We start from the raw sequence: 16,272 nt of genomic DNA, 5'->3' as shown, positions 1-16,272 counted from the left end.
TTGCAGGAGAAAATCATGCGGAAAAACAAGTTGAAGGAAATCTGGGCCGAGGGGCGCCCGGTGCTGCATGGCTGGCTGTCGATTGCCAGCCCGTTCAGCGCCGAAATCATGGCGGCGCAGGATTATGACGCCATCTCCATCGACATCCAGCACGGCGCGGTCGACTACAAGGACGTGCTCGGCATGTTCCAGGCAATGCGCGCTTCCGACAAGGTGCTGATGGCGCGGGTGCCCTGGCTCGATCCGGCGTGGATATCCAAGGTTCTGGATGCCGGGGCCTATGGCATCATCTGCCCGATGATCAACAACCGGGCGCAGGCCGAGCAATTCGTTCGTTACATGCGCTACCCGCCGCTCGGGGAGCGCAGCTTCGGCCCCACCCGCGCCGTTTACGCCGCAGGCGGCAATTATGCCGCAGAAGCCAATGACGAAATCCTCGCCTTTGCGATGATCGAAACGGCAGAGGCGATGGACAATCTCGAAGAGATTGCCTCCACCCCCGGCCTCGACGGGATTTATGTCGGCCCCGCCGATCTCAGTTTCTCGCTTTCGAAAGGGCAACTGACACCTGCCTTTGACCGCGAGGAGCCCGAGGTCATCGACGCCATCAAACGCATCCTCGATGCCTGCCACCGCAACGGCATCAAGGCGGCCCTCCATTGCGGCACGGCGGATTACGCGGCACGCGCGGTGGAATGGGGTTTCGACATGACGACCGTATCAGGCGATTCCCGCCTGCTGGCCGCTGCAGCGACGGAATCGACCGCGACCTGGCGCAGGCTGGTGGAAAAGACCGCCAAAAAAACCGATGGCAAAGGGGGTATTGAATGCCGAACCTTCTCGTGGCCGGAAAACTTCATCCTTCCGGCGAGGCCATGCTGCGCGACCTGCCGGCCCTCGGCTTCTCCGTCCGCTATATCGAAGATGTTTCCGAAGCCTCCTATGCTCCCTTCATCGAAGAAGCGGATGCCATCGTCATCCGCACACAGCCGCTTTCGGCAGCCACCATTGCCAGGGCCGGACGGCTGAAAGTGGTGTCCCGCCATGGGGTGGGTTACGATAGCGTCGATCTTGCCGAACTCAACCGCCGCAACATCGCACTCACCATCGTCGGCGACGTCAACTCCGTCTCCGTCGCCGAACATGCGATGATGCTGCTGCTGGCGGCGGCAAAGCGGGCCATACTCGCCGACCGCGCTGTCCGGGAGGCCGGACAGTGGAGCTGGCGCAACAGGCTGGAGCAGCAGGAAATATCCGGCAAGAACCTTCTCATCCTCGGTTATGGCCGGATCGGGCGGCATCTCGCCAGAATGGCTTCGGGTTTCGGCATGCATATCCGCGCCTACGACCCCTACCTGCTGCAATCGGGATGGCCCGAAGGGCCAACAAGACCCGTGTCGCTGGAAGAGGGCCTGCCCTGGGCCGACTATATTTCCGTGCATATTCCCAAAGGGCCAAGCCCGGCAATCGGGGCCGCGGAAATCGCGCTGATGAAACCCGGCGTCGTCCTGTCAAACACGGCCCGTGGCGGTGTCGTTTGTGAAAAGGCACTCAGCGAAGCGCTCGCCTCGGGTCATGTCGGCGCGGCCGGGCTGGATGTCTTCGACGACGAGCCGCCGGAAAGCTCCTCCCCGCTGCTGTCGCAGTTCAATACCGTCCTGTCGCCGCATATTGCCGGGCTTACGAAGGAATGCGGGGAGAGGATGGCCATCGCGTCCATCCAGAATGCCGTCAATTATCTGAAAGGGACGATCGATCCCGGCCTCATCGTCAATCCGGAATTTGCCCATGTCTGAAAAACCCGTTCTACGCGTCGGCCTCATCGGCACCGGCTTCATGGGCAAAGCCCATGTCTTCGGTTTCGCCTCTGCCCAGAAGGTCTTCGACCTCCCCTACCGGATCGAACTGCACACCGTTGCCGACATTACCGAAGATGCGGCTGCACGGGCAGCTGCGGATTTCGGCTTCGCCCATTCCACGGCGGACTGGCGCAGCATCATCGCCGATCCGGATATCGACCTCGTCGACATCACCGCGCCGAACGCCCTGCACAAGGAAATGGCGCTTGCCGCGATTGCCGCCGGCAAACATGTCTATTGCGAAAAACCGCTGGCGCCGCTTGCTGCGGATGCCGGCGAGATGGCCGCTGCCGCGGCTGCCCGTGGCGTCAAAACACAAGTGGGCTTCAACTATCTCTGCAATCCCATGCTGCGGCTGGCGCGGGAAATGGTGGCGGCAGGCGAACTCGGCAAGATACGCGGTTATCGCGGTCTGCATGCCGAAGATTATATGGCCGACGCCGCAGGCGCCTTCACCTTCCGCCACGATCCGGCCGGCGGCGGTGCACTTGCGGATATCGGCTCTCACGCACTTGCCACAGCCGAATTCCTGCTCGGCCCGATAACCGAAGTGATGGGAGATTGCGTGACGCTGATTGCCGAGCGGCCGGATGGCAAGGGCGGCACACGCAAGGTGGAAGTGGACGATGTGGGGCGCGCCTTCCTGCGTTTCGCCAATGGCGCGCAGGGCTCGGTCGAAGGCAACTGGATCGCCACCGGCCGCAAGATGCAGCATGATTTTGAGATCTACGGCGACAAGGGTGCGCTTTGTTTCACGCAGGAGCGGTTCAACGAGCTGCATTTCTATTCCGCCGCCGATCCAGCCGGCCGCCGTGGCTTCCGCAAAATAGAGGCATCTCCTGACCACGCGCCCTATGGCCGCTTCTGCGTCGCGCCCGGCCATCAGCTCGGCTTCAACGACCTGAAAGCCATCGAAATCGAGGGTTATCTCCGGGCGATCGCGGGACAGGCACCAGAGCCTTTCGGCTTCGCCGCCGGCCTGCGCATCCAGCGGCTGGTCGAGACGATCCAGCGCTCGTCATCGGCACGGCAATGGATGGATGTCGCTCCCTGAAATCCCGGATTAAACGGCGGGCTGCGGACCTTCATGCCTCTTGGAAAACCGCAATAAATATTGCAAGATCATGCCATGAAGCAACAACCGCAGCCCGTCGACCCTCCGAAAGATTACGAAGAACTGATCCGCCTCATCCATGATCGTCATGATCAGATGAGCAAGACCTATCAGCGGATCTCCGTTTATCTGACGCAGAACCCCAATGAAGTCGCCGTGCATTCGGTCAATACCATTGCAGAGCGGCACAACATCCACGCCTCCAGCTTCGTGCGGTTTGCGCAGTCGCTGGGCTACAAGGGGTTCAAGGAGCTGCAGGCGCTGTTCCAGAAACGGCTGGCGACGGCGGCTCCGGGTTTCGAGGCACGCGTGCGCGCGCTCGACGATGAATTGCAAAGCCGCGAGGACCGTTCGGAATACGGTTTCCTTCACGATCTTGTCGTCAGGGATATCGCCTCCCTTCAGGACCTGCTCGAACGCATCAGCGCCGAGCAGCTCGGCACCGCCGCCGATCTGATCGAGGCCGCCGGTACAGTCTATCTCGTCGGCCAGCTGCGCTCCGCACCGGTGGCGGAACTGCTGCGTTACATCCTCACCATGCTCGGCAAGCAATGTATCCTCCTCGATCCCGGCGGCGGCCTCGCCACCCATATGGCGCGGACGATGAAGACCGGTGACGTGCTGATCGCGGTGTCGTTCCGATTTTACGCGACGGAAGTGGTGAATATCGTCGAGGAGGCGGAAAAGATCGGTGTGCCAACGGTGGCAATTTCCGACAGTACCCTGTCGCCGCTGGCAAAATCGGCAAAGTCCTGTTCTCGGTCCCCGAGCATGATTACAGCTTTTCCCGGTCTCTGGCCGCGCCGATGTGCCTTGCGCAGGCTCTGGCCGTCGCCGTTGCCGCACGGGTTCAGAAGAACGAAACGGCGCCGCGCATTCCGACGGTGACCGGCCTCTAGGCACTCACACTCAAAGCCCCGTCACGCCGTCCCAGATCAGCTTCATCGCCACCAGCGCCACGGACACATAGGTCAGCGGATAAAAGATCGAGGCGCGCATGTGGCGGACCGTCCAGGCGCCAAGCCATGTAGAGACGATAGCCAATGGCACCATCAGGGCGGCCCGGCCGAGATTTTGCGCGCCGAAACCGCCGAGAGCCGCATAGGGCACGAGTTTCAGCACATTGGTGATGGCAAAGAACATCACATTGGTGCCGGTGAAAACCTTCGGGTCCATACGAAGCGGCAACAGGTAGACCTGCAGCGGCGGCGCGCCGGCATGGGCGACAAAACTGGTGTAACCCGCAAGCAGGCTCCAGAACCGTCCCGCCATCGGCCGCTCCTTCGCAACCGTCACCAGAACGCCCCTTGAAAGCACGACGCGCAGCACGAACACGGCCGAGACAAGGCCGACGATCAGGCGCACCACGGCATCCGAGGTGATCTCGGCGGTCATCCATCCAAGCCCGATGCCGAGAACGGCTGCCGGCAGAAGCTGGCGCATGATCCGCCAGTCGACCCATTTGCGCCAGGCCGCCACGCCGACCATGTCCATGACCACCAGAATGGGCAGCAGGATGGCGGCCGCCGTGACCGGCGACATCACCAGCGCCATCAGCGGCACGCCAAGCAGGCTCATGCCGCCGAGCCCGCCCTTGGAAAGCCCGACCAGCACGACGGCGAGCACGGTGACGCCCAGTTCCAGAGGAGAGTTGAAAAGGTTCAAGTGCATCTCCCCGGCATTGCCGCCGGCACCCCTGCCGGGGGCACCGCGCGCATGGATATCAGCCCTTCCTGAGCCGGGCTTTTTGACGGTAGACATCAGCAACGACCGCGCTGACGATGATCAGTCCCTTGACGATCTCCTGATAGTAAGCATCCACACGCAGAAATGTGAAGCCCGACATCATCAGACCGAGGATCACCGTGCCGATAACGGTGCCGAAAATGCGTCCCCGCCCGCCGGAAAGGGATGTGCCGCCGATGACCGCCGCGGCGATAGCGTCGAGTTCATACATCATGCCCATGCCGGCCTGCGCCGTTTCCGCACGGGCAGCGGTGACGATGCCGGCGAGGCCAGCGAGCAGGCCGGCAATGGCATAGACCTTGACCAGATGCAGCTGGACATTGATGCCCGACACGCGGGCCGCCTGCATGTTCGCGCCGATCGCATAGGTGAACTTGCCATAACGCGTATAACGCAGGGCAATGTGGAAGGTGACGGCGACGAGCAGGAAGATGACGACAGGCCATGCGCCCGAGCCGATCGACGCGAAGCTCTCCGTCGGGAAGGAGATCGGCTGCCCCTTCGTATACCACTTGGCGATGCCGCGTGCGGTCACCATCATGCCGAGCGTGGCGATGAAGGGCGGTATTCCCGTCACCGCGATGAGCATGCCGTTGACAATGCCGGCGATCAGGCCGAGACCGAGGCCGACGGCCAGCGGCACCACCACGGGCATATCGGTGAGCGCCGGATAGATCGCCCGGGCGAAATCGCTGCTTTGCGCAAAACTCATGGCGATCATGGCCGTCATCGCCACCACCGAGCCCGAACTGAGGTCAATGCCGCCGGTGATGATGACCTGGGTGACCCCGACGGCGATGATGCCGACGACGGAGACCTGCAGGATCATGATCGTCAGGCGCTGCGGGCTGCCGAGAAAGCTCTGCCCCTGCACGAACCAGCCGAGCAACTCAAATACAAGTGCGACGCCGATCAGCACAGTCAGAATATTCAGTTCCTGAGGCAGCTTGCGCCTTTTCCGTTCGACCGGTTCGGTCTGTACGCTATCCATGATTTTTCCTCCCCGGCATTGCCGCCGTCGCAGCCTCAGCGGGCCGCCAGTTCCATGATTTTGACTTGGTCCGCTTCGGCGCGATCGAGAATCCCGGTCATATGCCCCTCATGCATCACGACAATCCGGTCGGACATGCCAAGAACCTCTGGCAGTTCCGACGAGATCATGATGACGGCGACACCTTCCTTCGCCAGACTGGAAATCAGGCGATGGATTTCCGCCTTGGCGCCGACATCGATGCCGCGCGTCGGCTCGTCGAGAATGAGGATTGCCGGTTTCGTCAGAAGCCAGCGGGCGATCAGCACCTTCTGCTGGTTGCCGCCGGACAGGTTTTCGATCCGCTCGTCGAGATCGGGCGTCTTGATACGCAGTGCCTTCTTCATGTCGTTGCACAGCACCGTCAAACCGCGCTCATCGACGTAACCCATCGCCGCATGGCCATTCTGGAGGGCCGCGATCTGCATGTTTTCAAGGATCGAAAGCGGCAGAAAACAGCCGGTTGCCTTGCGGTCTTCCGTCAGCAGCGCCATGCCCCTGCGCATCGCATCCGCCGGCGAGCGGATCGTGACCGGGGCACCGTTGATGCGGATGGTCCCTTCGCTCGCCGGCACCACTCCGAAAATCGCTTCGGCGACGTTGGAACGGCCGGATCCCACCAGCCCCGCCACGCCGAGGATTTCGCCACGATGCAGATCGAAGGAAATACCGCGGAAAACGCTGGACAAGCCGAGATCGCGGACCTCGAGAACCACGTCGCCGATCGATGCCTCCTGCTTGGGAAACATGTTGGTGATCTCGCGTCCGACCATCATTTTTATGATGTCGTCGCGCGTGACATCGGTGCTCGCATGGGTTCCGACATATCGCCCGTCGCGGAACACCGAAAACTCGTCGGCGATCTCGAACAGCTCGTTCATCTTGTGGGTGATGTAGACGATGCCGATATTGCGTGACCGCAGGTCGCGGATGATATCGAAGAGATGCGCGACCTCGGACTCCGTCAGCGCCGATGTCGGCTCATCCATGATGAGCACGCTGGACTGGTAACTGACGGCCTTGGCGATTTCGACCATCTGCCGCTGCGCCACCGTCAGCGTGCTGACCTCCGCCGCCGGATCGATATTGATCTTCAGCTGGTTAAACAGCGCCTTTGTCTCAGCAAGCATTTGCGCATGATCTATGAGGCCAAGACGGTTTTTCGGTTCGCGGCGGATCCAGATATTTTCCGCCACCGTCATCCAGTCCATCAGGGCCAGTTCCTGATGGATCATGGCGATGCCGCGCTCCAGCGCATCGCGCGGACTTTTGAGGCGAACCTCTTCCCCCGCAGCCGAACGGTGCCGGCATCCGGGCTGTAAATTCCGGCGATGATCTTCATGAGCGTCGACTTGCCCGCGCCGTTTTCGCCCATCAGCGCATGCACGGAACCGGGACGCAGCCGGAACTGGACGTCATCCAGTGCAACGACGCCCGGAAACTCCTTCCGCACCCCCTCGATTTCGAGAAGATAAGGTCCAATAGTCTGCTTGAAGCGTTCGATCGCCTCTAAGGTGGTCGTGGAAATCATATCTCACCCGTCCTTCATCCGGCCATCGGCCAGGCCAGGCCATGATTTGCCGTGCCGGCGACCGGGGAAACGCCCGGCCGCCGGCTGCAAATCAGTTGCTGGACTTGTATTGAGCGACATTGGCGGGGGTGACGAGTTCGAAGGGCACATCCACCTTCTGCTCGAATTTTTCGCCGCGCGCGATTTTCAGTACAGTCTCGAGCGATCCTTCGCCCTGACCCTTGGCGGACTGATAGACCGTGACGTCGAGGTCACCCGCTTCCATGGCCGCCAGCGCATCCTGCGTCGCATCGACACCGGCAACGACGACGTCTTTCATGCTGATGCCGGAGGATTTGAGCGCCTGGATTGCGCCGAGCGCCATCTCGTCATTGTTTCCGAGCACGATGCTGGGCTTCAATCCGGATGTGATCCAGTTCGCCATCAAATCCATGGCCGGAGTGCGCATCCAGTTCGCGGTCTGTGCGTCCAGCACCTTGATGCCCTTGCAGGCATCGCTTTTGAGGACGCGTTCCGCGGCAGCAGTACGGCCGCGCTGGCCCGTGGTGCCGAGCTGGCCCATCAGAATGACGGCCTCGCCCTTGCCGCCGGCAAGCTTGCAAACCTCGGTCGCCTGCAATTCACCGGCCTGTTCCTCATTGGAGCCGACCCATGCCTGCTTTTCCGGGAATTTTTCCATATTGGCCGGAAGCATGTTCACGAAGACGAGCGGAATGCCCGCCTGATCGGCGATCTTCGACATGGCCTTGCCGGAATCCGCATCCACCAGCATGGTGATGATGCCATCAACCCCGGCCGCCACGAAGTTTTCGATCTGCGACTGCTGCCGGGCGATATCGCCCTGCGCATCTTCCATCTGGACTTCAACGCCGAGGTCCTTGGCGTGGCGCTGGATATTGTGACGCAATACGGTCAGATAATTATCATCGAACAGCGACATCGCCACGCCAATTTTTTCGGCATGGGCGGCACTTGCCATCAGGGCGCAGAATGCGGTTGTGATTGCGATTTTTTTGATCATGAGATTTTCTCCTCCTCTTTTTCCCGCACGTGACGAATGTGTGCGACCATCCAAACCGGCGCTTCCCGGCCATCTCCAGGGCATGACTTCGCCTTGACGGATGCAGCAGCACAATCCGCCTCGAGCGAGGTCATGTCCTTTCGATCAGCCGAAACGGCAGCACCGTTTGCGCGCAGCTTCAATGCTGCGCCCGTCTCTCCCATGCGGCCGGCATTTTCCGGCTGCAGTTTCAACATAACGGGATGGAACTGGATTCGCAACAAAAATTGCAGAATTTTCATACGGCAATAAAATTTCCATAATTTCACTCGCGGACCCAAGGCCATGAGGGGCGCCAGTACCCGGTGCCACGGCTTCGCGAGCCGCAACCTCGCGACTATGTTCCTCTTGAACAAGACCAGATGAAAGCGGCACCGTCTGGCCGCAGAAATTCACTCGACGAAAACCCGCACGCTCGAGGCGCGACCATCGGCGTCGATCACCGTGAGTGTGGAAAATCCCTGGCCTTCCGGCCGCCATTCGCTGTTGCGGCGATGGGACGCGTTCGGCAAGGGCAAACCATTGGCGAGCCAGCGGAAAGGTGCGCGCCCGCCCTGCAGCTTCAGTACCAGCGGCGAGATGCCCGACTGGCCGGAAAGCTCCACGCGCGCGCCTTCCGGCGGGTAAACGATGCGCGGGGCGCTTTCACGTCTTGAAGCAGAAAGCAGGCCGCTGGCCGTCGTGGTGAAACGCCGCTGGTTGGCGGGGAGGTCACTGACCGCGACCCGCGCGACGCCGGAAGGTGCGGCAGGCATCGGCGTGATCGCCACGCCGGATTTTTCGAAAGCCTCGAACAGGATCGGGGCGGCCGTCGCATAACCGGCAATGCCCGGCACCGCCCCATTGTCGGCCCGGCCGACCCAGACGCCGACCACATGCCGCCCGTCATAACCCACCGACCAGGCATCGCGATAGCCATAGCTGGTGCCGGTCTTGTAGGCGATACCGCGCTGTTTCATGCCGAGCGGCGGCAGCACGCCGGAGAGGATGTCGGAGATGTTCCAGATCGCGGCATCAGAGAACAACCGGTCGCCCTCCAGCCGTTCCGGGTCCGAGCGGACGCCGTCTCCAAGCCGCACGGGATCGCCGCCGCCGGCCAGCCCCGCATAGAGCTGCACCAGATCGACCAGCGAAATACCCGCGCCGCCAAGGGCTATGGCAAGCCCCGGCGCTTCATTGGCGGGAAGCACGAGTTTGACGCCCACCCGCCGGAACCGCACCATCAGCGCCGAGGGGCTGACGGCATCGAGCAGCTTGACGGCAGGCACGTTGAGCGACAGTTGCAGCGCCTGCCGGATGCTGACATCGCCTTGATAATGCATGTCGAAATTGCGCGGCCTGTAACCGGAAAAGTCGGCCGGGCGATCCTCGATGATGGTTTCCTGCCCGACAAGACCGTCTTCGAAGGCAAGGCCGTAGATGAATGGCTTGAGGGTGGAGCCCGGCGAGCGAACGGCCCGGCTCATCTCCACGAAACCGCGTCTTGCCGTATCGAGATAATCCGCCGAACCCACTTCCGCCAGAATATCACCGCTCTGCGCATCGGCCATGACGATGGCGACGGAGACCCTGTCGCCGAGCTTTTCCGCCGCATGGCGGGCAACACCCTCCAGCTCCCGCTGGATCGGCAGCTTCAGCGTGGAGCGTACTTCGGCGGTATTCGGGAATTTCACCCGTGCGGCGACGGCCATATGCGGCGCATAGGCCGGCAGGTCCCGCCGGTTGGCGGGCACATTCGCAAGCGCCGACCGTTCCGCCTCCCCCTCACCCACCACGCGTTCGACGGCAAGCCGTTGCAGCACCCGCTCCCGCGCCTGCTTCGCCGCCTCCGGAAAACGATCCGGACGTCGCTTTTCCGGTAATTGCGGCAGCGCCACCAAAAGCGCTGCTTCCGCCGTATCGAGCCGGCCCGGTTCCTTGCCGAACCAGGCGAGGCTTGCGGCGCGAATGCCTTCGAGATTGCCGCCATAAGGCGCGATATTCAGATAGAGATCGAGGATTTCCGCTTTGCTCAGCCGTCTCTCGATCTGAAGCGCGCGCGCGGCCTGCAGGAATTTCGCCGAAAACGACCGGTCGGCGCGCGGCTCGATCAACCGCGCCACCTGCATGGAAAGCGTCGATGCGCCGGAAACGATCCGGCCGTTGCTGGCCAATTGCCAGGCGGAGCGCAAAAGCGCCCAGGGATCGACCCCGTGATGCTCATAGAAACGCTGGTCTTCATAGGCCACCAGCATGCGCAGGAACTGTGGGTCGACTTCGGCGGCCGTAGTTTTCAGCCGCCAGCGGCCATCGGGTGTCGCAAAAGCGCGCAACAGCCTGCCGTCATGATCCAGAACCTCGAAGGATCGTTGCTGCGCAGCGTCCAGCGGCGGCGGATAGGCCTTGTCCAGCGCATCAAGACCGAAGGCCGCGCCGCCCATAAGCAGCGCGGCCGTCATGATGCCGACAATGATCGCCTTCTTCCGCCTCATGGGTTTGCCGAGCGCACCTCCATGCGGCCGGTTGCCGTGCGGGCGGCAAATTGCGGCCGGTACATATCCTCAACCGAAGCTGCCGGATGATCGTAGGTGCCAGGGGTAACGGCGCGGACCACATAGGCAAGCGCAATTTCCGAACTGTCGCCGGCGGAGCGGTCGAAGGCCGCCACGAAACGGTCGTAGCGGAATTCCGTATGCGCCGCTTCCGTTTCCGGCAGCCAGTCGAAATTCGAAAGCGCTGCCGAATTGACGAGGCTCGGATTGTCGATTTCGAAACCGGAGGGCAACAGGTCTGTTACCAGAATACGCGACTGCCAGTTATTTCGCGGCACCACATTCAGCACCACGACATAACGCTCGTTCTGGATCACCTCGCTCGGGTTCACCTCCTCACCATCCATGGAATAATAGGTGCGGGTAATGGTGAAGCCTTCGCCGCCCGCCGCAAGCGGCTGCGCCGGCGGCGCCACCGTGGTGACGACGGCCGTGACCGGATCGGCCGAGGCATTGGCGATCTTCAAGGGTGCGGCCAGCAATTCATCGCCGCTCATCCGCTTGCCGAAGCCGCCGGTCTGCAGATCGCCGTTCACATCGAGACGGATATCCTTGTCCTCGCCTTTGACGGCGCGGGCGGCAAGCAGCATCCATGCCTGTTCCTGGGTGCTGGTATAGGGCTTCTTTTCCCATTCCTTGGCCACCGCACCGGCAAGCTGCGGCACGACGGCCGGAACCGGCCGGCTTTCCGCCGCAAGCGCCAGCGTCGCCGCGCCGTCACGCAGGGCGGAGCCGTAATCCGCGCGCGAGAAGCTGACATTGGTGGTGCGGCTTGCCATGTCGAGCGAAGCGCCGAACACGGCCTTCGAACGGGCCTGATCGCCATAAAGCGAGAGGGCGGCGGCAACCTGCGCCTTGGCGAGCGGTGTCGGGAAATCGGCAAGCGCCGTATCCGCGTAATAACGCAGATCGTTGATCGCCGCCCTGCGGTTGCGCGCCAGCACATAAAGCGAATAGGCGATCTCGTTGCCGCGATCCTTGACATTGCTGTCATAGGAAAGACCGTTCTGCAGGTTGTTCAGCGCCTGCACCATGGCCTGTTCGGGAACATCGTAATTCTGCTCACGCGCCCTTGTCAGGAAGTCGCTGATATAGGCATCGAGCCACAGATCGCCATAACCCGGCGACCAGAGGCCGAAGCTGCCGGAACTGGACTGGAAGGACAGCACCCGGTAGATCGCCTCCTGCACGCGCTTGCGGGTGTCGGGGTCTTCTGCAAGGCCGCTATCCTTCGTCAGTTCCGAAACGTAAAGCAGCGGCAAAGCGCGGCTCGTCGTCTGTTCGGCGCAGCCGTAGGGATATTTGTCCAGCATCATCACCAGCGCCGGAATATCGAAGGCGGGCGAGCGCGTGACATTGACGGCGACGGACGAGCCGAGAAGCATGCTGTCGGCCAGAAGATCGCCGTTGATGGTCAGGCTGCTATTGGGTGCGATCTTGATTTCGCGCCGCGTCGTCACCGGCAGAACGGCCGGACGCACCGGAACGTTCAGAACCTGCTCCAGTGAAAGACCGGCGGCATTGGAAACCTTGATAGTGATCGCGCCATTGCCGGGCTGTTCACCCGTCAGCGGGACCGTCAGCGAAGACTTGCCGCCTTTCTGAAGCGCGAGAGTTTGCGACATCTCGCCCTGATCAACCGTCAGCGCCGTATTGCTGGTCACATCCAGCCGATAGTCGCCGGCCTCGCCATCCGTATTGGCGATATCGAGCCGCAATTGCGAGACATCGCCGGGTGCGAGGAATTTCGGCGCGCTGGCCGTGACTACCACGGGATCGCGAATGATGGCGTCGGAGACGGCGTGTCCCACGCCTGTCTTCGTCCAGGCCACCGCCATGATGCGGGCAGTACCGTTGAACTGCGGAATATCGAAGCTGACCGTCGCCTTGCCGTCTGCATCGAGTTCGACCGGACCGGCAAAGAAGGCCACGAGCTTTTCCGTGGGCGGGCTGCCCTGAAGTGCTGCCTGCCCGCCGTCGCCGCCGGTGCGCAGCCGGCCGGTGGCGCCGAGCGAACCGTCAATCAGGCGGCCATAAAGGTCGCGGATTTCCAGCCCCAGCCGGCGCTGACCGAAATACCATTCATCCGGTTTCGGCGGCTCATAGCGGGTAAGGTTCAATATGCCGACATCGACGGCCGCAACGATGGCATAGGCCTTTTCGCCAACGCCGGCACCGGCAACGGTGATCGGAATTTCAAGCGGCTGGCGCGGCAGCGTCTTCTGCGGCGCGCCGAGCGTGACGGCAAGTTTGCGCTCGGCCGGATCGACCGCGAGCCATTTGATGCCGATGGCGCGCATCGGCATACGGCTTTCCTGCGCATCGCCGGGACGGAACAGCGTGGCCGTCACATAAGCGCCCGCACCCCATTCCTCGGTGACGGGAATGTCGATCTCGCCGCCATCCTCGCCGATCTCGGCATTCTGAACGGCAATCAGCTTTTCCGAACCGGAAGTCACCATCAACTCACCGGCAAAACGCGACGAAACCTTGAGTTTGGCTGTATCGCCGATCTTGTAACTCTGTTTGTCGAGCGCGATTTCCAGCGCATCCGGCGTTTCCGTCGAGCTTGCCTCGACATAAAAACCGGCATCGAACTCAACGCTGGAGACAGGCGCGCCATTGCCGGCGCCCTCCACTTCCAGCCGGTAACGGCCCCAGGTGACGGGCACGGAAATCTCACCGCCATTGGCATCGACAGACAAGCTGCCGGCTTCCTGCTGCTTGGTATATTCCACCGGCTCGTAACGCCAGGAGTTGCCCTGTCGGTACCACTGATAGTTCCGCTCGACCTTGATGAGCTTCCAGGTCAGACCATTCATCGCCTGTTTGGCACCGTCAGCATTGACGCTGATGATGTGGAAACGACCAACGGAATTCTGGGCGAGATCGCCGGAAAATTGCGGTTTGATACCGATGACCGGCGCTGCAGCCTTGATGGGCAGCGTCAGGGAGCGCTCCACGGCACGGCCGCCGGCCTCCTGCATGCGCACGGTGATGTTGGCGGAAAGAAGCTGCGTTGTGGATGGCAGGTCGGTCAGATCGACATTGAAGCTCGCCTTGCCCTCTTCGTCCAGAACCGGCAGATCGGCAAGCGTAGTGCGGTTTTCCTCTTCGCTCTCCTCATCGGCCAGACCGAAGAAATAACCTTCGAAATCGGCACTGGTGCGCGTCGGCTTGATCGCGACCTCGCCTTCCAGCGTCAGGCCGGCAGCGGGCGCGCCATAGAGATAACGGCCATCGACGTCGATTGCCGTTTCCGCGCCGGGGTCGATCTGCTTTGCCTTGCTGGAAAGATCGAACTCGGTGCGGTCAGGCACGAAATCATCGACGAGGAAGCTCTTTTCGCTGATCGCAGGCGTTTTCGGATCGGTATGGATGCGCAATGTCCAGGTGCCGCGCATCGCATTTGCCTGCAACGGCAGATCGACCGCATGGCCGCCCAGCGCCTTGCCGTCGCTGACGAAGCGCCGGTCCTCGACACCGTCAGGGCGCGAGAAGATGAAAGTGAGCGGAAGATCCTCGATTGCCTTGCCGTCGACATCGCGGGCAAGCGCTGCGGCATGCACAGTCTCGCCGGCGCGGTAGATGCCGCGTTCCGTCCAGCTGAACACGTCGATGGCACCGGGGGCTGCACGTCCCGTCACGCCGCGATCCGAAAGATCGAAGCCGGCGCGGGTCATGTCGAGGAAAACGTAGTCCTTGTCGCCGTTGCGCGCGGTCAGGATCGCAGGCGCCTGCGCCGCCGTGCCGCGCATCAGGCCGGCCGAGAACACCGCGCGGCCGTCCGCATCCGTCTTTGCGGTGCCCAGCACCTCATTATTCTTGGCGAGCAGCTGCAAATCCACATCTGCCAGCGGTTTGGCGCTGCCAAGTGCACGGACAAAGACATTCAGACCATCGGTTCCGGCATAGGTGGTGATGCCGGTATCGGAGACCAGGAACCATTGCGTGGCGCGCGAATCCCATGTTTCCGGCGCGGTGCCCGGCGGCACGGCAGTCAGCACATAGATGCCGGGCTTGCGCTCCGGCAGGGCCTCATCCACCGGGAAGCTCGTCACCACATCCTTGTTGAGATCGGGCTGGATATCGATCGAGCCCTGCCAGACAAGCTCGCCAATTTCGTTTTCGATACGGTCGACATTGTAGCCGTCCATCTGCGTCAGAAACTGCGAGTTTGAAAGAAGCGAGGTGATGTTGCGGTCGCCGACGCGATAAAGCTTCAGGTCGGCCTTGTCGGCATTGACAGAGACGATTGGAATGCCGCGGCGGGCCGTGCCCGGCAGCACGAAATTCTCGCCGGTGAAGCGCACGCTGGCGGCGCGGTCACGCACATAGATATCGAGATCGACCTGCTTTTCCAGAGGCTCTTCCACCGAAGACGGCAGGCCGGCGCGAAACGCGATCTTGTAACGCTGGCCATGGGTCAGGCCTTCCACGCAAATCTCGCTGCCCTTCGCCTCGATGGCCTTGGGCGCTGCCCCATCCAGCGTGATGAACGAGGAATAGTCTACGCCGTTCTTTACCAGCGGCTCGGAAAACTGCACGCAGGCGCGCGGGCTGACGCTATCCGTATCCACGGTATTGTTGATGACGCGGAAACCCTGACGCGTGCGCAGATCGGCATAGGCCGCCCTGGTCTGTGCATTGTCGGTAAGCGCGAGGCTTTCCTTATAGGCATTGAGTGCCGCGCGATAATTCTGCGTTCTTTCGAAGGCCTTCGCCAGCCGGTTCAGGGCCTCGGTCCGGGCGCTGACCGTGCGGCTCAGCTGGTAAGCGTTGATGGCGGCGGAAGCGGCCTGTCCCGCTATCGAATAATTATCGCTGACCTGCGCGGCCTTTTCCGACAATTCCGCCCAGAGCGCACCATCGTCAGGTGTGATCGCAAGGGCCTGTTTATAGGTCGTGACCGCATCGGGAATATTGCCTGCGGCTGCCTGCTGCCGCGCCGTCTCCACGAGGGCTTCCAGACCCTGTTCGCCCTCACCGTCATTTGCCGCAAGGCCGGATTTCAGCCGGCGCGCTTCCTGCTGCAGGCTGTCGGTCACGAAGGACAGGCGCTGCGGCGCACCGATATCGGCTTCCGCGGCCACTTCCACGATCTTGCCGGCAACCGCGCCGGGGAAGGCGTTCAGCTGGTTGAAATCCGATTTTAGGAAGCACCATTTCACCTTGGGATTGTAGGTAAAGGCCTTGCAGGCGGTATCGCCGACGCAAATCTCGCCACATTGCTCCAGCGAGACATTCTGCTCCGTCCTGAGATCGAAGCCGAAATAATCGCCATTTTGGGTCGTAACGACCTTGCGGGAGGGTTCCGCCGCCATGGCTGGCGGAAAAAACAGGGCGGTTGAGACCGCAACCAGCGAAATCCGGACGAGCGCGCGCAACGACATCAGTTTTC

9 protein-coding genes and 2 pseudogenes are annotated in these 16,272 nt (G+C 61.9%); 4 read left to right on the top strand and 7 right to left on the bottom strand.

The window, feature by feature from the left end:
- Window positions 1-15: 15 nt before the first annotated feature.
- From O3W47_RS06765 to O3W47_RS06750, 4 genes and pseudogenes are all read left to right on the top strand, one after another.
- Window positions 16-705, top strand: a pseudogene (locus O3W47_RS06765) (HpcH/HpaI aldolase family protein); the annotation flags it as partial.
- Between the two features lie 170 nt (window positions 706-875).
- The gene (locus tag O3W47_RS06760) at window positions 876-1,796 is read left to right on the top strand and encodes a hydroxyacid dehydrogenase (RefSeq protein ID WP_269313308.1); all 921 of its coding nucleotides are present in this window, start codon (window positions 876-878) and stop codon (window positions 1,794-1,796) included.
- Complete coding sequence (locus O3W47_RS06755; protein WP_269313307.1) at window positions 1,789-2,913, top strand: Gfo/Idh/MocA family protein; 1,125 nt, start codon at window positions 1,789-1,791, stop codon at window positions 2,911-2,913. Before O3W47_RS06760 ends, O3W47_RS06755 begins: the two co-directional genes overlap by 8 nt.
- Before the next feature lie 75 nt (window positions 2,914-2,988).
- Complete coding sequence (locus O3W47_RS06750; RefSeq protein ID WP_269313306.1) at window positions 2,989-3,861, top strand: MurR/RpiR family transcriptional regulator; 873 nt, start codon at window positions 2,989-2,991, stop codon at window positions 3,859-3,861.
- Between the two features lie 21 nt (window positions 3,862-3,882).
- Here the strand turns inward: O3W47_RS06750 and O3W47_RS06745 are convergent, their stop codons facing one another.
- The 7 genes and pseudogenes from O3W47_RS06745 to O3W47_RS06715 form a co-directional block, all read right to left on the bottom strand.
- Window positions 3,883-4,638, bottom strand: a complete 756-nt coding sequence (locus O3W47_RS06745) for a sulfite exporter TauE/SafE family protein (protein WP_269313305.1) — start codon at window positions 4,636-4,638, stop codon at window positions 3,883-3,885.
- A 58-nt stretch (window positions 4,639-4,696) separates the two neighbouring features.
- Entirely contained in the window at window positions 4,697-5,710 is a 1,014-nt protein-coding gene (locus tag O3W47_RS06740) for an ABC transporter permease (RefSeq protein ID WP_046799878.1), read from the bottom strand.
- Between the two features lie 35 nt (window positions 5,711-5,745).
- A pseudogene (locus tag O3W47_RS06735) lies at window positions 5,746-7,280 on the bottom strand (sugar ABC transporter ATP-binding protein).
- Between the two features lie 91 nt (window positions 7,281-7,371).
- The gene (locus tag O3W47_RS06730) at window positions 7,372-8,298 is read right to left on the bottom strand and encodes a substrate-binding domain-containing protein (protein WP_269313720.1); all 927 of its coding nucleotides are present in this window, start codon (window positions 8,296-8,298) and stop codon (window positions 7,372-7,374) included.
- Window positions 8,298-8,627 carry a hypothetical protein gene (locus O3W47_RS06725; protein WP_269313304.1) on the bottom strand — a complete coding sequence of 110 codons (330 nt, stop codon included), beginning with the start codon at window positions 8,625-8,627 and terminating at the stop codon, window positions 8,298-8,300. The genes O3W47_RS06730 and O3W47_RS06725 overlap by 1 nt, the downstream gene beginning before the upstream one ends.
- A 105-nt stretch (window positions 8,628-8,732) precedes the next feature.
- Window positions 8,733-10,811, bottom strand: coding sequence for a penicillin-binding protein 1C (gene pbpC, locus O3W47_RS06720; protein WP_269313303.1), 2,079 nt, complete (start codon window positions 10,809-10,811; stop codon window positions 8,733-8,735).
- Window positions 10,808-16,264 (bottom strand): alpha-2-macroglobulin family protein, encoded by a 5,457-nt coding sequence (locus tag O3W47_RS06715; RefSeq protein WP_269313302.1) that lies wholly within the window; start codon window positions 16,262-16,264, stop codon window positions 10,808-10,810. Before O3W47_RS06715 ends, pbpC begins: the two co-directional genes overlap by 4 nt.
- Window positions 16,265-16,272 lie beyond the last annotated feature (8 nt).

This window comes from Agrobacterium sp. LMR679 (assembly GCF_027157905.1).
GTDB lineage: Bacteria > Pseudomonadota > Alphaproteobacteria > Rhizobiales > Rhizobiaceae > Agrobacterium > Agrobacterium leguminum.
The sequence above is the reverse complement of the archived record's forward strand: the minus strand, read 5'-3'. Positions and strand labels throughout refer to the sequence as shown.